Below are 24234 nucleotides of genomic sequence, written 5' to 3'. Positions count from 1 at the left end.
GCGGGCGGTTACGCGACGATGATGTCGCTGTCGGACTCCTCGTCGCCCTCTCCGTCCGCGTCCGACCCCTCGCCCGCGGCGGCCTCGGCGTCGGGCGTCGTCGCCTCCTGTTCGGGGACGAGAACGTCGTCGCCGTCCGCGGCCGCGTCTGCCTCGCCGTCTCCGGCGGCGGGCCCGTCGCCGGTCCGCTCGACGACCTCGACGTGGTCGTCGGAGTGGGTCCGGCGCTCGCCGCCGGTCGCCTCGGACTCCGCGGCGGTCGCCCCGCCCGCCTCGTCCGCCGACCCCTGGGCCGGCTCCGTCGACCCGGCGGCGTCGGTCGAGACGGACACCTCCTGAGCGTCTTCCACCTGTCGGACACGCTCTTTCATCTCGACGAGCTCCTCGGTGAGTCCGTTGACCGCAGCCTGTAGCTCCGCGACCTGTCGTTCGAGGTCCTCAACGCGGTTACTCATTATACTCACGTATGCCCACGCGGGCCGTATAAATCTGCGTCAGACATGTGTGTGCGTACCACACGATCTCCGAGGGAGCGGAAAACACACGTTTCAGCGCCGTGAAACGTGTCTGTCGATCGTCGGACACGAGGAGAAGATACTTGTAGTGGGGGTTGATATCGGGTCTGTATGAGCAAGATCACCTTCCGGGCCGACGACGATCTCGTCGAGCGGCTGGAAGCGTGTGACGCCTCCAAAAGCGAGGTGATGCGGGAGGCCCTCCGGACTCACCTCGACGGCGCGGTCGGCGCGGACACGGCCGGCAACGACGCGGACGCACCGGACGCGACGGTCGACGACGCGCTGGCCGACCGGATCGACGACCTCATCGCCGATCGGCTGGACGCCGCGTTGGACGAGCGGCTCGGTGAGCGACCGGCGCCTTCGACGACGCCTCACGCGCCGTATACGCCCGGAAACGGCGGCGATATCAACGTAAACGTCACACTCGACGCCCCCGGGGCCGAGGAGGACGACGCGAGTGTGACGCGTGAGACGACGGCGGACGCCGACGCGCAGACGCGTAAGACGCCCGCCGATCCGGACGTGCAAACGCGGGAAAACGTCTGCGGCGGATGCGGAGAAAACGTCCCGTCTGACCACGTTTACTGCCCGAATTGCGGAGAGAAGCAGTCCCACCGGGCGTTCTGTGAGTGCGGCGACGAGCTCCGGACCGACTGGGCGTTCTGCCCCGGCTGCGGGCGCCGGACCCCCGCCGCCGACGTATTGAAGGATCGCTGAATAGCTTTTGAGGGCCTGTATACGTCAAAATTCGGGCGTTTTCACGATCTGTCTTACACCCTCCGGTAGTTTTATAATGGTAGCCTCGGTGACTTCAATTGCGTAAGACGGTCGTCTTACAGCGGCCGTCCGAGTCGGGGTGACCCCCCGTCGTCGGGCGATTCGTCGCTGTAAGACACACGCGTTGCGTGCTCGCCGTCTTACCGGGGGAATACCAATGGAGCGTGTGACACTACGAATCCCGAAACAGCAGATCGACGAGGTCGAACAGATGGTCGAGACGGGCGAGTTCCCGAACCGGAGCGAGGCGATCCGGTCGGCCGTCCGCGACATGTTGAACGAACAGGACGGCGAGCGCGACGAGCGCGGCCGCAACCGCAACTGGGCGAAGGTGTAAACTGATGCAGGATCTCGTTCAGGACGCCCTCGACAACGCGGAAGCGGAGAAGCGCGACATGGACGTCGACATGGACGACGACGAGTTCGGGGACCCCCGAATCGTCATCGTCGGTGCCGGCGGCGCCGGGAACAACACGGTCAACCGGCTGTACAACATCGGCGTCGACGGCGCCGACACCGTCGCGATCAACACGGACAAACAGCACCTCAAGATGATCGAGGCCGACACCAAGATCCTCGTGGGCAAGTCGCTCACGCAGGGGCTCGGCGCCGGCGGCGACCCCAAGATGGGCGAGCGCGCCACCGAGATGGCTCAGGGCACGATCAAAGAGGTGCTCGGCGACGCGGACCTCGTCTTCGTCACCGCCGGGATGGGCGGCGGCACGGGCACCGGCGCGGCGCCGGTCGTCTCGAAGATCGCCAAAGAGCAGGGCGCCATCGTGGTCGGGATGGTCTCGACGCCGTTTAACGTCGAGCGCGCCCGCACGGTGAAAGCCGAGGAGGGGCTCGAGACCCTCCGCAACGAGGCCGACTCGATCATCGTCCTCGACAACAACCGGCTGCTCGACTACGTGCCGAACCTGCCGATCGGGAAGGCGTTCTCCGTGATGGACCAGATCATCGCGGAGACGGTCAAGGGGATCTCCGAGACGATCACCCAGCCGAGCCTCATCAACCTGGACTACGCCGACATGTCCACCATCATGAATCAGGGCGGCGTGGCCGTCATGCTCGTCGGCGAGACCCAGGACAAGAACAAGACCCAAGAGGTGGTCAACGACGCGATGAACCACCCGCTTCTGGACGTCGACTACCGCGGGGCCTCCGGCGGGCTCGTCCACATCACGGGCGGCCCGGACCTCACGCTCAAGGAGGCGGAGGGCATCGCGAACAACATCACCGAGCGGCTGGAGGCGAGCGCCAACGTGATCTGGGGCGCCCGCATCCAGGACGAGTACAAGGGGAAGGTCCGCGTCATGGCGATCATGACGGGCGTCCAGAGCGCGCAGGTGCTCGGCCCCTCGACGCAGAAGCAGGCCGACAAGTCCCGCGCCAGCATCGACGGCGACGACCTCGGCGACTCGCGCTCGCGAGCGGCCGAGGCGAACGGCACCGCCGGCAACGCGGCGGTCTCGGGCGGCACCGATCAGGGCGCGTGGGAGTCCGACGGCGGGAGCGACCCGACCGAGAAGAACAACGGGCTCGACGTCATCCGCTGACGCCGGACTCGACCGGTTTCGGCATCGACGGATTCGGCGTCGTCGCACCGCTCTGCCGACCGCGGCTTTTCCGTTCGATCCACTCGTTCCCACCTACTTGTCCGAAGGCCCCGCCCGCCGAGCTACGCTGCCTCGATCGAGTCGAGCAGCCGGCACTTCCGGCAGACGTCGCGGCTCGTCTTCGAGCCGCAGCGCTCGCACTCGCCGAGGTCGGGCGAGTCGGCGGCGGCGTCCCCGCCCTCGCGGTACGCCTCGGCCGCGAGCGCGGAGAGCTCCTCGTAGCCGGCCATGATCGAGTGGCGGGCGCCGGGATGGTTCTCCTCTAACTCGTGGATCGTCGACTGGATCTCCCCGCGGTACGCCTCCGAGGAGTGGGGACACTCCGCCATGTGAGTCGGGAGGTCGCGGACGTGACAGTACAAGGCGATCTCCTTTTCGGGCACGTCGCGCAGCGGCTTGGCGCGCGGGACGAACGCGTCGGTCCCCTCGCGCTCGTCGAAGGGGCCGAGCGAGGCGTCGAAGTGCTTCGCCACCTGTCGCACGTCGCCCTCGAGGAAGTTCATCATCGCCGTCTGGGCCTCGTCGTCGAGGTTGTGGCCGGTGAGCAGCTTGTCGGCGTCGAACTCGGCGGCGTACTTTTCGAGGAGGTCCCGCCGGAACACGCCGCAGTACGCGCAGGCGGCCATGTTCTCCGGGTCGCTCTCGACGACGTCGTCCATCTGCACGTCGAACTCCTCCTCGTAGGAGACGACCTCGTGGCGGATCGACAGATCCTCGGCGAGCTCCACGCAGGCGTCGAGGCTCTCGTCGCGGTACCCCTCGATCCCCTCGTGGATGGTGAGGGCGAGCATCTCGACGCGGGGGTCCTTCCCGAACACGTCGTCCAAAATCTGGGTCAGCGCGACGCTGTCTTTTCCGCCCGAGAGGCCGATCACCCAGCGGTCGGGGTCGTCCGGCGTCGCGTCCGGATCGAGGAGAGTGTCCTCGCGGACGCGGCGTTTCACGCGCTTCTCGACCGACTGGCGGAGGTGTTCGCCACAGAGGTGCGCCCCGGAGTAGGCGGCGTGGTGGATCGCGTCGTCGCCGCACCTGTCACACTCCATCGGTGTCGGGTTGCGGACGCGCGGGGATACCCGTTTCGGGCCGCATACGTGAGAGAGGCACCGAGGCAGAGCGTGTTCCCAGTGGACGCCGCCGGAGCCCCAGCGGCGAGGGTATACATAGTTGCTTATAAATCGCTGAGTCACACGAACACCGTCGAAGCCCCGGACGCTCGGCCACGCGTGATCGACGTCTCTGCGGTGAACACCTCCAAAGCCCCAGCCGGGAGGACTCCATACGCTCGCTGTGCGCCTCGGTCGCTCACTCCGTTCGCTCCCTGCGGTGCTTGCGTCGCCTATGGAGTCCTCCCGGCTGCCCCTTTGAGTCCCACCCGACTGCACAGCACCGCCGGAAGACGGTCCTGCTCGCTTCGCTGCGCGGGCTGCGACTTCCGTGCTCCCGCTCGCGTTGCTCGCGGGACCGCACCTCACGCCTCCCCAGCCTCGTCGGCCGGCGCTTATAAGCGCCGGCCGACTCCCTCGCGCGGTGCTCCTCGCGCCCTTATCAGGGCGCTCGGAGGCACGCGCCGCCGCAACCGGTGTAAGTTGGCATCTGATCCGGACAACCGCCCGCGCGTTGTCGCCGGTTCCGACACGGGTTTGACCGGGGCGCCGCCTCCCTCGGACGTGACCGACTCCCCGACCGGCGTCGACCGCGACCCCGACCCGCGCCCCCTCCGCGAGGACCCGCCGGCGGAGAGCCTCCGCACCCGACTGTGGCGTCACGGGTTCAACCTCCTGCCCGCCTACCGGGGCACCGGCGCCCGCGTCGACCACATCGGCGCCGACTGGCGGTACGTCCGGATCCGGGTCCCGTTCAACTGGCGGACGCGCAACGCGGTCGGCACCATCTTCGGCGGCAGCCTCTACGGCGCGATCGACCCGGTCTACATGACGATGCTCCGTCGGACGCTCGGCGACGGATTCACCGTCTGGGACAAGTCGGCCGCGATCGAGTTCCTCCAACCCGGCCGCCACACGCTCTACGCGGAGTTCGCGCTCGCGGACGACGAGATCGCGACGCTCCGAGAGGAGCTGGATCCCGGCGAATCGACCGATCGGCGGTACCTCGTCTCGCTCGTCGACGAGAGCGGGACGGTCCACGCGGCCTGCGAGAAGACGCTGTACGTCCGGCGCGACGAGTGAGTGCAGGCCTCCCGGCGAAACCGTTCCCTCCGATGCTCAGACAGATACCGACCGGTCACGCCGTCGCGCCCGCGACGAGGCTCTCTTCGACGGTCTCCACGAACCGGTCTGGGTGCTCGACGTGCGGCAACAGCTTGGCGCGGTCGAAGACGACGAGCCGGGCGTCGGACGCGTCGGCGAGCTCGCGCCCGTCGGACAGTGGGCTCACGTCGGCCTCGCGGCCCCAGACGATCGTCGGCGCGGCGTCCATCCCGGCGAGCGCGGCCGCGAGGTCGAGGTCGCTGTTGAGGTATCCCGAGACGAACGACGCGGGCGCGAACCGCGCGTTCTCGACGTGGCTCGTCCGCCACTCGTAGTCGGTCCACTCGTCGCTGGGGTTCGTCGGGTCGTCGTAGCCGTGGTCGGCGTTGAAATACCGGATCGACGGCTTCGAGGCGATCGCGTTGAACAGCGCGGTACCGACGAGCGGCGCCCGGATCAGCTCCCGGAGCCACGATTTCGGCGGGCTCGGTCCGGCGACGGTCGTCGGGCAGACGCCGACGAACCCCCGGATCGACACGTCGTCCGCCCCCGATCCGGCGTCGTCGATCGCCGCGGCCGCGTACGCCGCCGACAGCGACGAGGCGACGACCGCGGGCCGATCGAAGTCGGCGAGGAAGTCGCGGACGAAGTCTTCGTACAGCGCCGCGGAGTAACGCAGCGGCGGGCGGTCGGACCGCCCGAACCCCGGCAGGTCGGGGGCGACGACGTGGTGCTCTTCGGCCAGGTCGTCGAACACCTCGCGCCACTCGCCCGCGGACCCGGCGGCGTTGACGCCGTGGAGGAGTACGAGGTCGGGGTCGTCGGGGTCGCCCGCCTCGGTGTAGGCCACGTCCATCCCGAGCCAGCGGAACGTGCCGTCGTCGCCGTCGAGCGGCGACTCCAACTCCCCTTCGTATCGGAGCCCGGTGTTGAGGGCGGCGACCGCGCCGACGCCGAGGAGGGCGGTCCCGGCGACCTTGGTGAGCTTCATGGAAACCTGTTGGTCCGCTGGCGACTTATACCTCGTGGGCTCGAGCGGCTCTCTCGGGCCGCGGTAGCCTCACGTCGCGTCCGAGTCGACGCACTCCGCGATCGGCTCGACGATCTCCGCGGCGAGGCTGTACGGGTCCGTCTCCCGACGCCGGACCGAGTCGGCGAGCGCCTCGATCCCGCCTCGGCGCTCGATCTCGGCGGTCGCGAGCGCGCCCACGTCCGAGCGGATCAGCGTGCGGATCTCCTCGGCGTAACGCCGGCGCTTCGTCGCCTCGATCGCGCCCGACTCGCGGAGGTGGGTCGCGTGCGCGTCGAACGTCTCGATCAGCTCTCCGACGCCTTCGCCGGTGTTCGCGACGGTTCGGAGCACTTCGGGGGTCCACTCCGGCGGCTCGTCTCCGTCGTCCCCGCCGCCTCCGTCCCCGTCGCCGCTGTCCCGCTCCTCGCCCCCGTCGTCCGGGTGCTCCGGAACCTCGAACCCGTGGTGTCCCCCGTCGAGCCCCTTCGTCGGCCCCTCGCGCCGGTGGACCATCTCCTCTAACTCGGCGAGGGTTCGCTCCGCGCCGTCCATGTCTGCCTTGTTGACGACGAACACGTCGCCGATCTCCAGGATGCCGGCCTTCAGGGTCTGCACGTCGTCGCCGGAGCCGGGCTGGACCAGCACCGCGACGGTGTCGGCGGTCCGGACCACGTCGACCTCGTTCTGGCCGGCGCCGACCGTTTCGATGATGACGACGTCCTTCCCGAAGGCGTCGAGCGCCTTCACGGCGTCCGCGGTCGCCATCGACAGCCCGCCGAGCTGGCCGCGCGCGCTCATCGACCGGAAGAACACGTCCATGTCGCCGACGTTCGACGCCATCCGGATCCGGTCGCCGAGCACCGCGCCGCCCGTGTACGGCGAGGAGGGGTCGACGGCGACCACGCCGACGGTGTCGCCGCGCTCGCGGTAGGCGGCCGCGAGCTTGTCGACGAGCGTCGACTTCCCGGCGCCGGGCGCTCCCGTGACCCCGATCACGTCGGCGTCGCCGGTGTGCTCGTGGAGCGCGGCGACGATCCCGCGGTAGCCGGCCGCGCGGTCCTCGATCCGAGTGATGACGCGGGCGAGCGCTCGGTGGCTTCCGGCGAGGAGGTCCTCGACGAGCGCGGCGTCGCCGTCGCTCAGCTCCGGCGATCGCGGCGTCGCCGAGGCGTCGCGTTCCGTCCCGCCCATCTACGCGCGCTCCGGGAGGTTGTTCCGGATGAACTCGATCGTCTCCTCCATCGGCGTGCCGGGGCCGAACACCTCTGCGACGCCGAGCTCCTTGAGGTCGTCCTCGTCGTCGTCGGGGATGATCCCGCCGACCAACACGAGGGTGTCCTCGAACGCGTCGTACTCTTTGAGCCCCTCGATCACCTTCGGGACGAGCGTGTTGTGCGCCCCCGAGAGGATCGAAATACCCAGTACGTCCACGTCCTCCTGGACCGCCGCCTGCACGATCTCCTCGGGCGCGCGGTGGAGCCCGGAGTAGACGACCTCGAACCCGGCGTCCCGGAACGCCCGCGCGATCACGTGTGCGCCCCGGTCGTGGCCGTCGAGCCCGACCTTGGCGACCAGACAGCGGACGGCTCGCGTCTCCTGTTCGGCGCTCATACCCGACTGTCCGTCGCGTGACCGTTTGATTCTAACGGACGTTCGGGATGGTTCGGTTGGACAGCGACCAGCAATCGCGCCCTTCCGGGACCGACGCGTTCAACGCGCTAGCGGTGGTACCGAACCGCATGGACTTCGACGCTCCAGCTCCGTCCGACGGCCGGCTCCCCGCCGAGACGCGGATCGGTCGGGCCGCGCTCCGCGTCGCCGACCTCAACGAGACGACCGCGTTCTACCGCGACGTGGTCGGTCTCGCGGTGCTCGATCGCGACGGCGGAGACCGACCGACGGCGGTCCTCGGCGTCGACGGAACGACTCTGCTCGTGCTGGAAGAAGAGCCCGACCGCCCGGAGCGCGCTCGAACCGACGCCGGCCTCTTTCACACCGCGTTCCGGGTTCCCTCCCGCGCCGCGCTCGGCGAGGCGCTGGCCCGCGTGCGGGACCGGTGGCGCCTCGACGGCGCCTCGGACCACCTCGTCAGCGAGGCGCTGTACCTCGACGACCCCGAGGGCAACGGCGTGGAGATCTACCGCGACCGCCCCCGCGAGGAGTGGCCCGTCGACGACGACGGAACGGTCCGGATGGCGACCGAGCCGCTCGATGTCGAAGGGGTCACCGGGGCGGCGGGCGGTTCGGACGACGGCCCCGCCGACCGCGTCCCGCCCGGCACCGACGTGGGTCACATGCACCTCGAAGTCACCTCGCTGTCGGCGTTCGAGGCGGTGTACGTCGACGGGTTCGGCTTCGAGGTCGGCATGACCGGGCCGAACGTCCGGTTCGTCGCGGCCGGCGGCTACCACCACCACCTCGGCGCGAACACGTGGCGGGGGCGGACGACGCCCGCCGCGGGACGAGGACTCGCGTGGTTCGAGGTCGTGGTTCCCGACGCGGCCGCGCTGGAAGCGCTCCGAGAGCGACTCGACGAAGCCGCGGTCGGCGGCGACGTTGAGTTCACTGTCGACGAGCGAGACGAGGGGATCGCCGTGACGGACGCCGACGGGATCGAAGTGCGCGTTCGGACGCCGTAGCCGATCTCCGCGGGCCGGTCAGGTGACGATCGTCCGGAGCGTCGACTCGGTCAGCAGCGCGGTGATTCCGAGCGCCTCGGTCGTCATCCAGCCGAGGAAGGCGAGGTACATCGCGAGGAGGACGTATCCCTCCTCGGTGGTGATCTCGAAGTCCGTCGCTGACAGCACCACGACGACGAGGGTGGTGTAGAAGAGGAATAACATTAGCGGCACGGACGTGAGGAAGCCGATCGAGACGCCGCCGGCGAGGATGACGCCGATCGGCAGCGCCGCGACGAGGTTGAACGTGTTCGTTCCGAAGACGTTCGCGATCGCCGCCCGCTTGTCGCCGGCCTCGCCCATCTTCACGCCGACGAGCAGGTCGGGGAACGAGCTCATCACAGACAGCACCGTCACGGAGATGAGGAACGGCGGCGCGTCGAGCGCGTCCGAGATCTCCATGGTCATGCCGACCATCGACTCGACCCCGACGAGCACGACGATCAGTCCGGCCGCGAACAGCCCGGACTGCTTCGGGAGGTTCGTCGATTCGGTCCGCTCCAGGTCCGACGCGCCGCTCTTGCCCCCGACGAGGAGGATCACGTACACGCCGTACAGCACCAGCAGGCCGACGCCCATCTGCGGGGTGATCCGCGCGAGCTCGCGCCCGTCGGTCCCGAGGACCCCGAGCGCGATCACGCCGAAGAGGGCGAGGACGGCGACCATGTAGAAGATGGCGTCGCGGTAGACGATCCCCTGCGTCGTCGTCGTGTCGCCGCTCGTGATAGAGACGGCGGCCGGGATGACGAGAATGTTGAACACCGCCGTCCCGATGAGCGCCCCGGCGCCGACGCCGAAGTCGCCGAGCACGACCACCGAGATGACGATGATCGCGAGCTCGGGGAACGACGTCGCCGCCGCGACGATGAGCCCGCCCTGGATCGCCTGCGAGACGCCGAAGTGGTCGCTGATCTTCGAGGTCGTCGACTCGATGACGTTCGCGCCCTTCCAGGTCAACAGGAACCCGATCGCGCCCAGCGCGATCCAGACGGCGAGCGACTGGTCTCCGACGAGCTCCTGCAGTACAGTCACGTCTCGTCACTGGGTCCGAAGTCGATTAGGGCTTCCGGAGGCGCGAGAAAAAAGGGAGTCCGTCGTCGACCCGAGGGCCCTACTCGCCGTCGTATTCGCCGAACCGCTCGTCGAAGACGGCGATCACGCGGCGCTCGATCTCGTCGCGGATCTCGCGGACCTCCTCGATCGGGCGCTCGCCGGGGTCGTCTAAGTCCCAGTCGTCGGTGTCGACGCCGTCCAGCTCCAGCGTCGAACAGCCCATCGTGGCGACGAAGTCGGAGCCTTCGAGCGTCTCGTCGGAGATGGACTGCGGCGTCCGTCCGTTCACGTCGAGCCCGACCTCCGCGAGCGCCTCCACGACCACGTCGTGGACGCTGTCGGCGGGCATCGTGCCGCCCGTCACGATATCGACGCGATCGCCGAGGCCGCGCCGGTCGCGCTCGCGCTCCGCGAAGGCGGTCGCCATCTGGCTCCGCCCGGCGTTGCGGACGCACATGAAGGTGAGAGTTGTCGCCATCAGTAGATCAGCTCGTCGTCGTTCTCGACCATGTACAGGGTGCGCGCCGCCACGTTGACCGCGTGGTCGGCGACGCGTTCGAGGTCGCGCACCGCGAGCAGCGCGCGGGAGACCTCGTCGAGCGAGGCCTCAAGCGCCTCGGCGTCGGCGTCGGCGCCGGTCTCGCCGAGCGCCGCCTCGTTGCGGGCGCGGTCGGCCTCCAGCAGCTCGCGGACGACCGCCTCGCTCGCGCGCCGGCACCGCTCGTCGAAGTCGTCGTCGCGGGCCGCGATCTCGCGGCAGGCCTCGGCGTCGCCCGCCTCGTAGGCCGCGACCGCGTCGGCGACCATCTCGCCGGCGTCCTCGCCGAGTTCGCGGAACTCCACGGCCGGGTGGACGCCCCCGTCCGGACCGCCGTACTCGGCGAGGTTGGTCGCCAGGTCGGCGACGCGTTCGAGGTCGGTGATCACCTTGAACGAGGCGGTCACTAACCGGAGGTCGCCCGCGACGGGCTGCTGGAGCGCGAGCAGCTCGGTGCACTCGTCCTCCAACCCGAGGTACGTCTCGTTCACCTCGTGGTCGCCCTCGACGACCTCCTCGGCGAGCTCGTCGTCGCCGGTCGCGGCCGCCTCGATCGCTGACGCGTACCGCGCGCCGACCAGCTCGCCCATCGCGACCACGTCGTCCCGGAGCCCGTCGAGCTTCTCCTGGTAGTTCTCGCGGGGCATCTATCCGAACTTCCCCGTGATGTAGTCCTCGACGCGCTGTTCCTCCGGGTCCTCGAAGATCTTCGTCGTGTCGTCGTACTCGACGAGCCGGCCGCCGGTGAGGAACACCGCGGTCCGGTCGGAGATCCGGGCCGCCTGCTGCATGTTGTGGGTGACGATGATCACCGTGTACTCCTCGGCGAGGTCGTCGATGAGGTCCTCGATCTTCGAGGCCGCGACGGGGTCGAGCGCGGAGGTCGGCTCGTCCATCAGGATGACCTCCGGGTCGGGCGCGATGGCGCGAGCGATACAGAGACGCTGCTGCTGGCCGCCCGACAGATCGAGCCCCGACGAGTCGAGCTGGTCTTTCACCTCGTCCCACAGCGCGGCGCCCTTCAGCGACTCCTCGACGCGCTCGTCGACGTCGCCGTCGAACCCCTGGATCTTCAGGCCGTAGGCGACGTTGTCGCGGATCGACTTCGGGAACGGGTTCGGCTTCTGGAACACCATCCCGATCTTCCGGCGCAGGGCGACCGGGTCCACGTCGTCGTCGTAGACGTTCTTCCCGCCGAACTCCACGTCGCCCTCGACGCGACACACCTCGATCATGTCGTTCATCCGGTTAATCGTCCGGAGGAACGTCGACTTCCCGCAGCCCGAGGGACCGATCAGCGCGGTCACCCGGTTTTCGGGGATCTCCATCGTTACGTCGTCGATCGCCTGTTCGTCGCCGTAGAATACGTTCAGGTCGCGCGCGGCGACCGCCGTCCGATTCGAAGGCGCCGATCGGCCGTTCGATCCGGTCTCTACGTCCGTCGTGATGAGCGAGTCGCTCGCTTCGGTTTCGGTCTGTGTCTCGGATTCTGTGTTACTCATGTTAGCTCCCCCGTTCCGCGCGGTTCCGCAGCAGTATCGCCGTCCCGTTCATGCCCACGAGAATGGTCAGTAGCGTGATCACGCCCGCGGCGACGACCCCGTACCGGAACTCCGCCTGCGGGAAGTTCGCCCACGCGTAGATCTGCATCGGCATCGCGCTGAACTTGCTGAACAGGCTGCTCGGCGCGCTGAACACCGTCGTCGCCGCGCCGACCATGATGAGCGGCGCGGTCTCGCCGATCGCCCGCCCGAGCGCGAGGATCGTTCCGGTCAGGATGCCGGGGAACGCCTCCGGGAGGACGACGTTCTTCGTCGTCTGCCAGCGCGTCGCACCCATCGCGTCCGACCCCCGGCGCAGGTCGTCCGGAACCGATCGGATGGCCTCCTGTGCGGAGATGATCGTGATCGGGAGAATAAGCAGCGACAGCGTCAGCGACACCGTCACAGCGGTCCCGAAGCCGAACCCGAGGAGGTTCGCGAACAGCCCCAGTCCGAGCAGGCCGTAAACGACGGACGGAACCGCCGCGAGGTTCGCGATGTTGATCTGGAGCAGCCGCGTCAGCGCGCCGACGACGCCGCTGTCTGCGGTGTACTCCTCTAAGAACACCGACGTCGCGACCCCGAGGACGAACGACAGCACGGCGACCATCGCGATGATGATCACCGAGCCGACGATTGCCGGGTACAATCCGGCGTCCCGGGCGTTCCGGGAGGGCGCCTCCGTGAGGAACGTTCCGCTCACCCACGAGTTCGGCGTCGGAATCCCGAACGTCTCGACGACCAGTGCTCCGGCAAGTGCCCCGCCGACGAGCAGGACGGGAAGTCCCAGTCCCGTCACCCCCTCGCCGACGTCGAACACGCGATGGAGGTAGACGGCGACCGGCACGCCCGCTAGGGCGATGACCAGCAGCGCGTTCGGCCCGCCGACCCCGAGCCCTATGGCCCGTCCGAACAGTCCGACGACAGCCGCGAGCGCGAGCGGGACGCCTCCCGCGGCCAGCGCCGCCGTCCGGCTCCCCCGAGCGTTCACCACTAGGGCACCGGCCGCCGCGATCGGGATCGCTAACGTCCAGAGGTAGATGAACGTCGTCGTCGGGTACGTCCGGAGTACGTCCCGGACGAACACGGCGAGTACCACTCCGACGAGACTCACCGGAAGGGCGGCAGTCACGGCGGTCGACGAGTTCCGAAGCTGACCGTACGCGTACGCGAAGAGCCCCGGGACGATTCCGAGCGTGTACGCGAGGAACCACAGCCGTTCGTCGAACACTAAAAAGAGGACGGAGAACGCGAGTCCGATCGCAGCGCCGCCGATCAGCCGTCCGACGAGTCCGAACCCGACCGCTCCGGGCCGACCGCGCGCTCCCATATATACGAGATATCCGGTGAGCGGAGCGACGACGACGAAGAGATACGCGAGCTGCCAGTTGAGTCGCGGGATCTGACCGACGAACGTCTCGATCGCGGTGAAGACCGCGGCGACCGCGACGAGGCCGCCGCCGGCCACTGTGACCGCGCGACGGGTCACTTCGCGGTCGCGGGCGCTGTACAGACAGAAGGCGAGGAACGGAACCACGAGCGTGACGAAGTACGTCAGTAACCACAGGGGGCTCGTTCCCGCCAGGTCGAAGGCGTCGATCGTGACGTAGACGAGCAGCACCGCGAGCGCGAAGATGCCGAGCACTGAGGCCCCGAGCGAGAGGTACTCGAAGATGATCCCGCGGACGCGGCTCACTTCCCCGAATCCCTCGATCCGAGCGGTGTCGGTGTCGGTCGCCATCAGTACTCCTCCCGGTAGCGTTCCGCGATGATGTCACTGAGTACGTTCATTACGAGAGTCACCACGAACAGCGTGAGTCCGAGCGCGAACATCGCGTCGTACGGGAGCGTCCCTCCCGTCAGGTCGCCGCCGGCGATCTGGACCATCGCGACCGTGATCGTCATTCCGGAGTCGAGCAGGACGTCGGCGGGGTTGATGAACGGAATCCCGAGAACCGTCTCACCGACGGTCGGCATCCGCGCCTGTGCGCCCATCGCGACGACGACGATCATCGTCTCACCGATCGCGCGCGAAACGGCGAGGATGTACGAGGAGGCGATCCCGGAGATCGAGGCGGGGACGACGATCCCCGTCGACACCTCGAATTTCGTCGCGCCGAGCCCGTATCCGGCCTGCCGCAGGTCGTCCGGCACCGCGCTCATGGCGTCTTCCGAGATCGACGAGACCATCGGGATCGTCATGATCCCGACCATGAGCGACGCCGACAGCGCGTTGAACGTGCTCATCTCCGGGAACAGCGTCGCCTTCAGCGCCGGCGTGATGTACACGAGCGCGAAGTACCCGTACACGACCGTCGGGATCCCGGCGAGGATCTCCAAGAGCGGTTTCAGTATCGAGCGCGCGTTCGGCGTCGCGTACTCGCTGAGGTAGATCGCGGTCAGCGTTCCGACCGGAATCGCGACGAACGCCGCCGTGATCGTCACGGTGAGCGTTCCGATGACCAGCGCGACGATCCCGAACGTCTGGCCGCCTCCGCGCGGGTTCGGACTCCAGCTGGTGCTCGTCAGGAATTCGGTGATCGGTACTTGAGAGAAAAACGCCACTGCGTCCGACAGCAGGGTCACGATGATGGCGACCGTCGTGAGCAGGGTGATCGCCGCGCAGGCGGCGAAGAACCCCCCGTAGGTTCCCTCCTTCAGTCGTGTGAGCCCGCTCCGGCGCTGTAGATCCGGACTCTCGGTGCTATCTGTCACGGACGGTCGGAGATCGAACGCTGTCGTAAATCAATACACCGGTTCATCGCGCGGGTCTCAGCCCTGCGCCTGCTCGATCGCGTCTTCGAGGATACCCATCTGCTCTTCCTGCGTCTCTTCGGTCGCGGGGACGTATCCGACGTCGCCGGCGACGAGGTCCTCGTTGGTGGTCTGGCTGACGAAGTAGCGGGCGAACTCCGCGACGTGTTCCTCGCCGAGCGACTCGATCGAGGGGTACGTGAACAGCGGCCGCGAGAGGGGAGCGTACTCGCCGGAAGACGCGGTTTCGAGGCTCGGCTCAACCGGGCCGTTGCCGTTGTCGATCGCGACCGGCGTGATCTGGTCCTGGTTCTGGAACCAGTACGCGAACCCGAAGTAGCCGATCGCGTACTCGCTGCCCTCGACGCCGGAGGCGATGGTGTTGTCCTGCTCGGTCGCCTGGTAGTCGTCGGTGTGGCCGTCCTCTCCCATGACGTTCTCGACGAAGTAGTCGTACGTCCCCGAGGTGTCGGCGGCGCCGAACCGCTCTATCTCCTCGTCGGGCCACTCGTCGCGCACGTCGCTCCACAGCTCCGCGGCGTCGGACTGCCAGATCTGCGAGAGCTCGTCGACGGTCATCTCCGTCGCGAAGTCGTTGTCGTTGTTGATCACGACCGTCAGCGCGTCCGTCGCGGCGACCAGCTCGACGTACTCGACGCCGTTGTCGGCGCAGAGCTCCTCCTCTTCGGGCTGGATCGGTCGGCTCGCGTTGTTGAAGTCGGTCTCGCCGACGCAGAAGAAGTTCGAGAAGCCGCCGCCGGAGCCGGTCGAACTGATATCGATCGATACCTCCGGGTTGTCCGCCGCGAAGTCCTCGGCCACCGCGCTCATCAGCGGGAAGACGGTCGACGACCCGGCGATGTTGATGGATCCGGAAAGCGAGTCCGAGCCGTCAGATCCGTCCGAGCCGTCGGAACCGTCCGAGCCGTCGGAACCGTCCGAGCCGTCGGAACCGTCCGAGCCGTCGGAACCGTCTTCGCCCTCGGTCTCGGTACAACCCGCGAGCGCCAGCGCGCCAGCCCCGGCGAGCGCCGCGAGCGATTTCCGCCGCGTGATCCCCTCGGTATCCGCGTCGTGGCTTGATGCCATCACCTGATCGAGAGCGTCTTCGACATAAGTAGTATGCTATGAGCGGTACGACCGACGCAGTATCGCTCCCCGTCGCTATATATACTATATAGACCCGATCGACGGGCACCGCAGTTCGCGTCGCACGGTTCCGTCACGGATCGGCGATCCGACCGTATTTTTAAGACCCTCCGTGCGAAGACCCGGACGATGACCCCACCGACGACCGGGGACCCGATCCCGCTCTCGCCGTCGCGAGAGGAGGCGTGGGTCGCCCACGCCGCCCTCCTCGACGCGGGCGAGGCCGCCTTCGACGCCGGCGACGACGCGCCGCCCCAGCACCGACCGATCCGCCGCATCGAGCGCGGCCGCCCGCTCGCGCCCCGGGACGCCGTCCTCCTCCGCGACGCCCTGATCGATTACCTCGGCGACGCGCCCGTCCGCGACCGCGCGCCGGGGCGGGCGCTGCTGCGTCGGATCGACGACGCGGTCGAACCCGACGACCGCTCGGCGTCGCCCGCCGACTCGAACGTCTGAGCCGGACGCTGCTTCGGTTCGACCCGACTACGACCCCGCCTCCACCGCCTCGATCAGAAGTTCCGCGACGTCGACGATCTCGACCTCGTCTTCGAAGTTCCCCGTCTTCCGACCGTCCTCGAACATCGTCGTGCACATCGGACAGGCGACGACGAACTTCTCGATATCGGCGCCCGCGTCGGTGTCCTCGACCGCCTCGCGGAGCCGCTCCTCGCTCGGCTTGACCGCCTCGTCGTGTTCGGTCCAGAGCCCGCCGCCGCCGCCGCCACAGCAGAACGACTCGTCGCGCGAGCGCGGCATCTCGTAGAGGTCGGCGCCGGTCGCTTCGATTAGCTCGCGGGGGGCCTCGTACTCGTCGTTGTACCGCCCGAGGTGACAGGGGTCGTGGTAGGTGACGGTGTAGTCGAGTTCGTCGCCCGACAGGTCCAGCCGGCCCTCGTCGACGAGTTCCTCCACCACCTGCGTCCAGTGGAACACGTCGACCTCTCCCTCCGGGTTCCACGGCTCCTCGCGGTCGAACGGCATCATCGGGTCGTCGGCGAACTCCGCGAAGTCGACCTCGGGGTACTCGTTTTTGATGGTGTTGTACGAGTGGGGATCGGTACAGACGATCGAGTCGAACTCGCAGTCCGCGAACGTCTCGACGTGGTGGCCGGCCAGTTCGAGGTAGAGGAACTCCTCGCCGATCCGGCGGACGTCGTTGCCGTCGGTCTTCTCGTCGTCGAAGAGGATACCGAACGACACGTCGGCCTCGTCGAACAGGCGAGCGAGCGCGCGGGCGACCTTCTTGTTCCGATCGTCGAAGCTCGGGTAGTCGCCGACGTACCAGAGGTACTCCACCTCGCGCTCGCGGGCGTCCGGGACCTCGACGCCGTCCAGTTCGTCCGCCCAGTCGCCCCGAGTCGACTGCGACTCGCCGAAGGTGTTCCCCTTCTGCATCACGTCCTGGAACACGTCTTGGAGGTTCGAGTCGACCGCCCCCTCGTCGACGAGCTGCCGCCGCATCTTGGTAAACGACGTGAGGTGCTCGATGTCGACGGGACAGGCGTCCATGCAGGCCATACACGACATACAGGACTCCATCGACTCGCGGTCGATCACGCCGCCCTCGTCGGCGACGATGGGGACTGTCCCGCCGTCGTTGACGGCGGCGGAGCCGGCCACGCCGCCGTCGGTGGCCGCGTCGTCGGTTGCGCGGCCACCATCGGTCGCGACCGACCTCCCGCCGCCCGCACCCGCCACCGGATCGTCGCTCACGGACTCGCGGTACGCCTTCAGGTCGAGGATTACGTCCCGCGGGTCGAGGGGCCGACCGACCGTTTCGGCCGGGCAGGCGTCGGTACACCGACCGCACTTCGTGCAGGCGTCGCCGTCCATGAGCTCCTTCCAGGTGAAGTCCTCGAGCGACTCGGCGTTGGTGTGATCGAGGTCGGCCGGGACGTTGGGGAGCCGCGCGCCCGCGTCCTCGTCGCGGGCGACGACATTCGCGAACGAGGAGATCATGTGGAACGGCTTCGCGTACGGGATCCACGCGATGAACGCGAACGCCAGGAGCGAGTGGCTCCACCAGACGACGCCGTAGACCGCCTCCGCGCCCGCGGTCGTCAGCCCGGCCCATCGGAACCCGGCCGCCATCGCCATCCCGACGAAGCTCACCGTCTCGGTCGCCCGCGCGGGCTGGCCGACGATCCCGAGCGCCTGCACGACGAAGCCGCCGAAGCCGAGGAGGAAGAGGGTCCAGACGAACGCGTCGTCCTCCAGCGAGGTGTGTTTTCCCCACAGCCGCCCGTCGCGGTCACGGTAGCGGCGGTAGGCGGCCATGCCGACGCCGACGACGAACAGCAGGCCGAACGCGTCGACCGTGAACTGGTAGGCTAAATAGAAGTCACCGACCCAGAACGACTCGCCCGCGATCGGGCGGTACACGTCGATGTCGAACCCGAGGATGGTCGTCGCGACGAGCAAAGTAAGAAAACCCCACATGACGAACGTGTGCATCACGCCCGCGTACAGGTCCCGATCGAACTGGTTCTCGTTCGAGAGCACCGTCTTCGTCGCCGCGACCGTCCGGGCGGGGAGGTTCGACAGGCGGTCGCGCGGGTCCTCGCTCCCGCGCGCGTACGTCGCGAACCGGGCGTACACCCCGTACAGGAACACGAGGATCGCGACCGCGGCGAGCCAGTAGAACGCGGCCTTCCCGACCGGGCCGATCGTCCAGAACGTCTCCCGGGTGGCCGCCTGCAGCGGAGTCATGATCGATCAGGCGGATACGGCGGGGTTAAAACTTGCCACAACACGGAGTGCGTCGTCGGGCGTTTCCGGGACGACCGGAGGCCGACCGTCGCCCGGCCGGCTACACCGCCCCCACCGCGGCCGCCACGGCCGCCGCCAGCAACCCCCCGCCGACCGCGAGCGCCGGGTAGTCCGCGGGGCCGAGCGCGAGCCGCGGGAGCGTCGGATTCCACGCGAAACACCGGGCGTTCAGGGCGGTCCCGAGCCGGTCGGCCCGCCCGAACGCCCTGTTGATCCCCGCGACGCCGACGAGCCGGACGCGCTCGCGGACCGGGAGCGCCTCGCCCCCGCGCGCCCGGACCGCCTCCCGCGCCGTCAGCAGGTCGCGCTTCAGGAGGGGGAGGAACCGGAACACGAGCGCGACGCCGACCCCGAGAAACTGCCCGGGCTTTCCCGGAACCGCGCGCTGGATCGCCGCCCGCGAGTCCCGGACCGGTGTCGACCTGACGTAGCCGGCGGCGACGACGAGGATCAGCAGGACGCGGTAGCTCGCGAGCCCCGTGGTCGCGGCGCGCTCGACCCGGAACCACGGCGCCCCGAGCGTCGCGCCGGCGACGAGGGGGGCGACGAGGAGCACCGGGAACGCGGCCCGGTAGGTCCACAGGTCGCGCGGCCCGCCCCCCGCGAGCGCGAGGCAGGCGACGGCGAGGAAGGTGAGCGCGGCGAGTCCGCGAGGCGTCGTGTACGCGTACGCGGCGGCCGCGAACCCGGCCTGCACGAGGAGCTTTGACCGGGGATCGAGCCGGTGGGCGAGCGAGTCGCCGGGGACGTACGAGAGGGTCACGGGTCGGCGGTGTCGCCGGTGACGGCGGCGTCCGCGGGCCGGTCCTCGAACTCTGCCGGCACCCGCACGTCCAGCCCCGGCAGCTTCTCGACCGCCTCCCGCGGCGCGTCGTCGACGGCGACCCGCCCCGCGGACAGCCCCACCACCCGGTCCGCGAGCCCGAGCACGTCGCGGAGGTCGTGGGTGACGACGATCACGCTCGTCCCCTCTCGGTGGAGCTCTCGCAGGCGGTCGAGCACCGACCGGCGGGCCGGCTCGTCGAGCCCGGTGAACGGCTCGTCGAGGACGAGGTGATCGGGTTCCATCGCGAGCGCGCCCGCGATCGCGACGCGCTCGCGCTCGCCGCCGGAGAGGCTCGCGATCCGGTCCTCGGAGCGCCCCTCCATGTTCACCGCCGCCAGCGCGTCGGCGACCCGCCGGTCGATCTCGGCGTGCGAGCAGCCGAGGTTCTCCGGGCCGAACGCCACGTCGGCGCCGACGGTCGCGGCGACCAGCTGGTCGCGGGGGTCCTGGAACACCATGCCGACCGCCGAGCGCGCGGCGACGAGGTCGCCGCTCACGGGGGTTCCGTTGACGGCGACCGTTCCGGCGTCGGGCTCGACGAGCCCGTTGAAGGTCCTGACGAGCGTCGTCTTGCCGGAGCCGTTCGCGCCCGCGACGATCAGGAACTCGCCGTCGCCGATCGAGAGGGTCACGTCGTCGACCGCGACGACGCCGTCACCGTCGGCCGCGCCGCTCCCGCCGCCACCACCGAACCGACAGGTGACGCCGGTGGCGTCGATCACGGGTTCAGGCGGCCGCGACCGCGTCGGAGCGCACGATGCCGACCGCGGCGGCGATCTTCAGCGCCTCCGCGGGGAGGAACGCGACCGCGCCGACGGTCACGGCCTCGACGGGACCGAGCGAGAGCACGTACGCGAGTCCGGCGACGCCGAGCGCGTAGATGACGGCGGTGCCGAGGACCATCGCGCCAACGAGCGTCGGGAGCCCGACGGCGTCGAGGTCGCGGAGGGTCACGCCGCGGTGGACGACCGCGCCGACGGCGGCGGCGGCCAGCGGGTACGACCAGAGGTAGCCCGCCGACTGGCCGACGAGCGCGCCGACGCCGGCGGAGCCGCCCTCGAACACCGGGGCGCCGACCGCGCCGGCCGCGAGGTAGAGCACGAGCGACGCGGCCCCCCACACCGGGCCGAGGTAGATCCCGGCGAGGAACACGCCGAGCACCTGGAGCGTCACCGAGACGGGCGAGACGGGATTGGGGAACGTCACGTACGCGAACGCGCCGACGAGCGCGGCGAAAAGCGCCGCGCGGGCGAGGTTCGTCGCGGCCTCGTCGCCGACGAGATCCACGGACTCCGTGTTGGTTGCCATGTCTCCGACACCCTCGTAAACCGACTTGAAGATACTGGTTGACGACGACGTCGGTGGCCGCGACTCCCGGTCGATGTCTCGGAACCCGCTCAGGACCGGACGCGAGGCTTATTTGTCGTCGGCACGTACACCCCCGCCCATGGACGAGAAGACCTCCGAGCTCCGCGACATCTTCGTCGAGACCACCGGATCCGAGACGGTGACCGAGCGGCAGGCGGAGTCGCGCGGGACGCTCACCGACCGCGACGAGGCGGCGGTCGAAGAGCGCGTCCGCGAGCTCGTCGCCGCGATGCGCGAGCGGTACGACTTCTCGACCGATCTCGACGACGCGACATACGCCCGGATAGCTCGCGGACGCTTCGAGGAGGACGACGAGGCGATCGCGACCGCGATCGCCGAGGAGCGCGGCGGGGAGAGAGTCGACCCCGCGACGGTCAGAGACGCCCGGTTCGACCTCCACCTCGTCCGGGAGGCCGACCGCGAGGTCGACGACGCCGCCTTCGAGTACGACGACCTGAAGCAGCTGACCGCGGAGGGACGTTCCGTCGCCGACTGCGCCGACGCCCTCGACGCCGACCCCGACCTCGTCGCGAAACACGCCCGCGTCGCCCGCGTGGACCTGACCTCCACCCGGGCGAACGACCGGTTCCGCGACGAGTTCCGCGACCTCCTCACCGACGCCGAGATCGAGGGCTCGCACGCCGAGGCCGCCCGCGAGGACGGACTCGAAGAGGCGACCGAGGACATGGAGACCGACGTTTCTTTATAAACCGTTGCGGTGGCGCGTGCCGCCGAGCGCCCGGAGGGCGCGAGGTGCACGCGCGAGGGAGTCGCGAACGCAGTGAGCGACGAGGCTGGGGAGGCGTGAGGCGCGGGGCTGTGCGGGGCGGGACTCAAAGGGGCAGCCGCGAGGCGGACAGAGGCGCAGTAAGCACCGCAGGAACGAGCGCAGCGAGTGACGAGGAGCGCAACAAGCGTCTGTCCGCCTCGCGGCTGGGGCTTTGGAAGTGTCTGATCCAGAGTCGTCGATCACGTACTACCGAGCGACTGGGGCTTTGGAGGTGTTCACCGTCGATCCGCAGACAACCGCTTATAAGCGAACAGCCAGAGCTGTGCAAGCGTTTCTCGTCGATCCGCCGTCGACAACGTCCACTCATAAGTAACCGCCCGCGATCGACTCCTCAGAACGGTCCCTTGCCGCCGCCCATCATGTCGCCGAGGCCGCCGCCGTCGCCGCCCATCTTCTTCATCATGCGCTGCATGTCGCCCTCGCCCATCCCCTGGAACTGGCCGATCGTCTCTTCCATCATCGAGTGCTGCTCCAAGAGCTGCCGGACCGTCTCCTCGTCGGTGCCGGAGCCGCGCGCGATCCGCTCCGTGCGCGACTGGCCGACGACGCGGGGGTTCTCCAGCTCCTCCTCGGTCATCGAGTCCATGATGCGCTCGAAGCGGCGCATCCGGTCTTGGGTCACGTCCATCGCGTCGTCCGGGAGCTGGTCCATCATCCCGCCGCCCATGCCGGGGATCATGTCCATCACCTGGTCGAGCGGTCCCATCCGGTTCATCGCGTCCATCTGCTTTTTCATGTCCTTCAGGGTGAACTCGCCCTGCAGCATGTCCTCGGGGTCCCAGTCCTCGTCCTCCTCCTGGGCCTCCGCCATCGCGCGCTCGACGCGCTCGGAGAGCTGCTTTAAGTCGCCCATCCCGAGCAGCCGGGAGATGAACCCGGAGGGCTCGAACCGCTCGATGTCCTGGACGGTCTCGCCGGTCCCGAGGAAGGCGATCGAGGAGTCGGTCTCGTTGACCGCGGTCAGGGCTCCGCCACCCTTCGCGGTCCCGTCGAGCTTGGTGATCATCACGCCCTCGATGCCGATCGACTCCTCGAACTGGCGGGCCTGCTCCTTCGCGCCCTGCCCGATCGCGGCGTCTAAGACGAGGAGCGAGCGGTCCGGGTCGACGGCCCGCTCGATCTCCTCGATCTCCGCGATGAGGTCGTCTTCGAGCGCGTGGCGCCCGGCCGTGTCCACGATGTGGATGTCGGCGTCCTCGGTCTCTTCCAGCCCCGTCCGGGCGATGTCGACCGGATCGTCGTTGTCGGGGTCGCCGTAGAAGTCGACCTCCGCGCGCTCGCACATCTGCTTGGCCTGGTCGTACGCGCCCGGCCGGAAGGTGTCGGTCTGGATGACGGCGGGGCGGAGCCCCTTCTTCGAGAACCACCACGCCATCTTGGCCGCGGAGGTGGTCTTCCCCGATCCCTGCAGGCCGGCCAGCAGGATCGTCTGGTTTTCGAGGGGGAGCTCCGTGGAGTCGCCGACCAGCTCGACCATCTCCTCGTAGACGATCTTGAGGACGTGGTCCTTCGCGGTCGTGCCGCCCGGCGGCTCCTCTTCGAGCGCGCGGGTCTTGATCGAGTCCGACAGCTCCATCACGAGGGAGACGTCGACGTCGGCGGAGAGGAGCGAGCGCTGGATCTCCTTGACGATCTCCTCGACGTCGCTCTCGGAGAGTCGGGACTTCCCCTGGAGCTTGTCGAGGCTGCTCCGGAGGGACGTACCGAGGTCGTCGAGTACCATTTGCCGGAGATAGGTGGTCGACGCGGTAAAGCTTTGTTCGTCGGCGTCGCCGAAGATCGGTCGAAGGAGGCAGCCGAGACGGCGATCGGTTCAGTCCGGAAACACGGGAAGCGACGGGAAGTACGTCGAGTAAAACCCCTCATCGAAGCTGATCAAGCCGTCGCAGTCGATGGCGGCGTGCGCACCGATGAGAAAGTCGGCGGCGATGTGCTGCCGCGGCGAGAGCGCCTCGCCACACTCCTCGCAGTCGACGGATCGCTTCTCACCACACGCTGGACACTGGATCCCGTCCGATCGGCAGTCCGCGTATTCTCGGAACCGATCGCCCGCCTCGAAGCGCGCCTCACGCGAGGGCTCCACGACTCGGACGCTGAAATCCTCGAGGAATCGATCGAGGTCGGCGGCCGAGTCGAAGTGGCCGTCGGCCGAAAGTTCGGCGTACACGACGGGCGTGACGACCACCGCTCCCTCTCGGTACGCGTGCCTGAGGGCCGCTTCGCTAGCGTCTGCGTACTCGTCGTCGTACAGCAGCGCGAGGAACGCGTTCGTGTCGACGGCCGTCGTCACGAGTCGGCACCCGTCTGCTCGTCGTCGGACGACTCGTCGACCGGAAGCGATCCGTTCGTCTCGCGCGGATACTCGCCGCGGAGCCGACGCATCCGATCCGGCATCGTCTCGTCGCCGTCTGCGCTGCCACGGTGCTTCTCGAACGGGTCTTCGCCGTCTTCGGTGGTCGGGGCCCGTTTCCGGAGTCGATACTCGGAACCGACCCGCTCGAAGTCGACTTCGTCTCCGGGTTCGATCCCGAGCGCATCCCGAATCTCTTTCGGGATGGTGACCTGTCCCTTCGTGGTAACTCGGGGCATGCTCTACCGGTACTTTTGAAGTAATAATAAATAAGTATTACTC

Annotated in this window: 26 protein-coding genes; 7 read left to right on the top strand and 19 right to left on the bottom strand. The window is 68.7% G+C overall.

What is annotated here, in order from left to right; translation table 11 throughout:
- Window positions 1–8 precede the first annotated feature (8 nt).
- On the bottom strand, window positions 9–455 hold the full coding sequence (locus EDM04_RS14175) for a bZIP transcription factor (RefSeq protein WP_123623237.1): 447 nt from the start codon (window positions 453–455) through the stop codon (window positions 9–11).
- A 171-nt stretch (window positions 456–626) separates the two neighbouring features.
- Between EDM04_RS14175 and EDM04_RS14170 the strand changes: the two genes are divergently transcribed.
- The 3 genes from EDM04_RS14170 (at window position 627) to ftsZ (ending at window position 2857) form a co-directional block, all read left to right on the top strand.
- Window positions 627–1238, top strand: coding sequence for a zinc ribbon domain-containing protein (locus tag EDM04_RS14170; protein ID WP_123623235.1), 612 nt, complete (start codon window positions 627–629; stop codon window positions 1236–1238).
- Window positions 1239–1455: 217 nt separating this feature from the next.
- Entirely contained in the window at window positions 1456–1635 is a 180-nt protein-coding gene (locus EDM04_RS14165; RefSeq protein WP_004595187.1) for a ribbon-helix-helix domain-containing protein, read from the top strand.
- Window positions 1636–1639: 4 nt separating this feature from the next.
- Window positions 1640–2857, top strand: coding sequence for a cell division protein FtsZ (gene ftsZ, locus EDM04_RS14160; protein WP_123623233.1), 1218 nt, complete (start codon window positions 1640–1642; stop codon window positions 2855–2857).
- 122 nt (window positions 2858–2979) lie between these two features.
- Here ftsZ and EDM04_RS14155 read toward each other — a convergent pair whose 3' ends face one another.
- Complete coding sequence (locus EDM04_RS14155; protein ID WP_123623231.1) at window positions 2980–3960, bottom strand: TIGR00269 family protein; 981 nt, start codon at window positions 3958–3960, stop codon at window positions 2980–2982.
- A gap of 624 nt (window positions 3961–4584) precedes the next feature.
- Here EDM04_RS14155 and EDM04_RS14150 point away from each other — a divergent pair.
- On the top strand, window positions 4585–5103 hold the full coding sequence (locus tag EDM04_RS14150) for a DUF4442 domain-containing protein (protein WP_123623230.1): 519 nt from the start codon (window positions 4585–4587) through the stop codon (window positions 5101–5103).
- 55 nt (window positions 5104–5158) lie between these two features.
- Here EDM04_RS14150 and EDM04_RS14145 read toward each other — a convergent pair whose 3' ends face one another.
- From EDM04_RS14145 to EDM04_RS14135, 3 genes are all read right to left on the bottom strand, one after another.
- Window positions 5159–6115: an alpha/beta fold hydrolase gene (locus tag EDM04_RS14145; protein WP_123623228.1), complete on the bottom strand. Its 957-nt coding sequence runs from the start codon at window positions 6113–6115 to the stop codon at window positions 5159–5161.
- 69 nt (window positions 6116–6184) lie between these two features.
- Entirely contained in the window at window positions 6185–7327 is a 1143-nt protein-coding gene (meaB, locus tag EDM04_RS14140) for a methylmalonyl Co-A mutase-associated GTPase MeaB (protein WP_123623225.1), read from the bottom strand.
- Window positions 7328–7747: a cobalamin B12-binding domain-containing protein gene (locus tag EDM04_RS14135; protein ID WP_123623223.1), complete on the bottom strand. Its 420-nt coding sequence runs from the start codon at window positions 7745–7747 to the stop codon at window positions 7328–7330.
- A gap of 128 nt (window positions 7748–7875) precedes the next feature.
- Between EDM04_RS14135 and EDM04_RS14130 the strand changes: the two genes are divergently transcribed.
- Window positions 7876–8775 (top strand): VOC family protein, encoded by a 900-nt coding sequence (locus EDM04_RS14130; RefSeq protein WP_123623221.1) that lies wholly within the window; start codon window positions 7876–7878, stop codon window positions 8773–8775.
- 18 nt (window positions 8776–8793) lie between these two features.
- Here the strand turns inward: EDM04_RS14130 and EDM04_RS14125 are convergent, their stop codons facing one another.
- The 7 genes from EDM04_RS14125 to EDM04_RS14095 all read right to left on the bottom strand — a co-directional run bounded on the left by EDM04_RS14125 (window position 8794) and on the right by EDM04_RS14095 (window position 15789).
- Window positions 8794–9846: a sodium:calcium antiporter gene (locus EDM04_RS14125; RefSeq protein ID WP_123623219.1), complete on the bottom strand. Its 1053-nt coding sequence runs from the start codon at window positions 9844–9846 to the stop codon at window positions 8794–8796.
- A 79-nt stretch (window positions 9847–9925) separates the two neighbouring features.
- Window positions 9926–10345 (bottom strand): low molecular weight phosphatase family protein, encoded by a 420-nt coding sequence (locus tag EDM04_RS14120; protein ID WP_123623217.1) that lies wholly within the window; start codon window positions 10343–10345, stop codon window positions 9926–9928.
- Entirely contained in the window at window positions 10345–11052 is a 708-nt protein-coding gene (gene phoU / locus EDM04_RS14115) for a phosphate signaling complex protein PhoU (RefSeq protein WP_123623215.1), read from the bottom strand. The genes EDM04_RS14120 and phoU overlap by 1 nt, the downstream gene beginning before the upstream one ends.
- Window positions 11053–11907, bottom strand: a complete 855-nt coding sequence (gene pstB / locus EDM04_RS14110) for a phosphate ABC transporter ATP-binding protein PstB (protein ID WP_123623213.1) — start codon at window positions 11905–11907, stop codon at window positions 11053–11055. It lies immediately after the preceding gene.
- A 1-nt stretch (window position 11908) separates the two neighbouring features.
- Complete coding sequence (gene pstA, locus EDM04_RS14105) at window positions 11909–13687, bottom strand: phosphate ABC transporter permease PstA (RefSeq protein ID WP_123623211.1); 1779 nt, start codon at window positions 13685–13687, stop codon at window positions 11909–11911.
- A complete protein-coding gene (gene pstC, locus EDM04_RS14100) occupies window positions 13687–14661 on the bottom strand; it encodes a phosphate ABC transporter permease subunit PstC (RefSeq protein ID WP_123623209.1) in 975 nt (324 codons plus the stop codon). Before pstC ends, pstA begins: the two co-directional genes overlap by 1 nt.
- A gap of 57 nt (window positions 14662–14718) precedes the next feature.
- A complete protein-coding gene (locus tag EDM04_RS14095) occupies window positions 14719–15789 on the bottom strand; it encodes a PstS family phosphate ABC transporter substrate-binding protein (RefSeq protein ID WP_123623207.1) in 1071 nt (356 codons plus the stop codon).
- Window positions 15790–15978: 189 nt separating this feature from the next.
- On the opposite strand from EDM04_RS14095, the gene EDM04_RS14090 reads away from it, so the two are divergent.
- The gene (locus EDM04_RS14090; protein ID WP_123623205.1) at window positions 15979–16305 is read left to right on the top strand and encodes a hypothetical protein; all 327 of its coding nucleotides are present in this window, start codon (window positions 15979–15981) and stop codon (window positions 16303–16305) included.
- Window positions 16306–16332: 27 nt separating this feature from the next.
- On the opposite strand, the gene EDM04_RS14085 is transcribed toward EDM04_RS14090, so the two are convergent.
- From EDM04_RS14085 to EDM04_RS14070, 4 genes are all read right to left on the bottom strand, one after another.
- Window positions 16333–18558, bottom strand: a complete 2226-nt coding sequence (locus tag EDM04_RS14085; RefSeq protein WP_123623202.1) for a (Fe-S)-binding protein — start codon at window positions 18556–18558, stop codon at window positions 16333–16335.
- Window positions 18559–18658: 100 nt separating this feature from the next.
- Window positions 18659–19381 (bottom strand): energy-coupling factor transporter transmembrane protein EcfT, encoded by a 723-nt coding sequence (locus tag EDM04_RS14080; RefSeq protein WP_123623200.1) that lies wholly within the window; start codon window positions 19379–19381, stop codon window positions 18659–18661.
- Complete coding sequence (locus EDM04_RS14075) at window positions 19378–20166, bottom strand: energy-coupling factor ABC transporter ATP-binding protein (protein WP_123623198.1); 789 nt, start codon at window positions 20164–20166, stop codon at window positions 19378–19380. Before EDM04_RS14075 ends, EDM04_RS14080 begins: the two co-directional genes overlap by 4 nt.
- Before the next feature lie 4 nt (window positions 20167–20170).
- On the bottom strand, window positions 20171–20752 hold the full coding sequence (locus EDM04_RS14070) for a biotin transporter BioY (RefSeq protein ID WP_123623196.1): 582 nt from the start codon (window positions 20750–20752) through the stop codon (window positions 20171–20173).
- Window positions 20753–20891: 139 nt separating this feature from the next.
- Between EDM04_RS14070 and EDM04_RS14065 the strand changes: the two genes are divergently transcribed.
- On the top strand, window positions 20892–21521 hold the full coding sequence (locus EDM04_RS14065) for a hypothetical protein (protein ID WP_123623194.1): 630 nt from the start codon (window positions 20892–20894) through the stop codon (window positions 21519–21521).
- A 412-nt stretch (window positions 21522–21933) separates the two neighbouring features.
- Here EDM04_RS14065 and EDM04_RS14060 read toward each other — a convergent pair whose 3' ends face one another.
- The 3 genes from EDM04_RS14060 to EDM04_RS14050 all read right to left on the bottom strand — a co-directional run bounded on the left by EDM04_RS14060 (window position 21934) and on the right by EDM04_RS14050 (window position 24191).
- Window positions 21934–23325 carry a signal recognition particle protein Srp54 gene (locus EDM04_RS14060; protein WP_123623193.1) on the bottom strand — a complete coding sequence of 464 codons (1392 nt, stop codon included), beginning with the start codon at window positions 23323–23325 and terminating at the stop codon, window positions 21934–21936.
- Between the two features lie 90 nt (window positions 23326–23415).
- Complete coding sequence (locus tag EDM04_RS14055; protein WP_123623191.1) at window positions 23416–23892, bottom strand: PIN domain-containing protein; 477 nt, start codon at window positions 23890–23892, stop codon at window positions 23416–23418.
- Window positions 23889–24191: an AbrB/MazE/SpoVT family DNA-binding domain-containing protein gene (locus tag EDM04_RS14050; RefSeq protein WP_123623189.1), complete on the bottom strand. Its 303-nt coding sequence runs from the start codon at window positions 24189–24191 to the stop codon at window positions 23889–23891. Before EDM04_RS14050 ends, EDM04_RS14055 begins: the two co-directional genes overlap by 4 nt.
- Window positions 24192–24234 lie beyond the last annotated feature (43 nt).

It is taken from the genome of Halorubrum sp. CSM-61 (assembly GCF_003781945.1).
In the GTDB taxonomy this organism is placed as follows: domain Archaea; phylum Halobacteriota; class Halobacteria; order Halobacteriales; family Haloferacaceae; genus Halorubrum.
The sequence above is the reverse complement of the archived record's forward strand: the minus strand, read 5'-3'. Positions and strand labels throughout refer to the sequence as shown.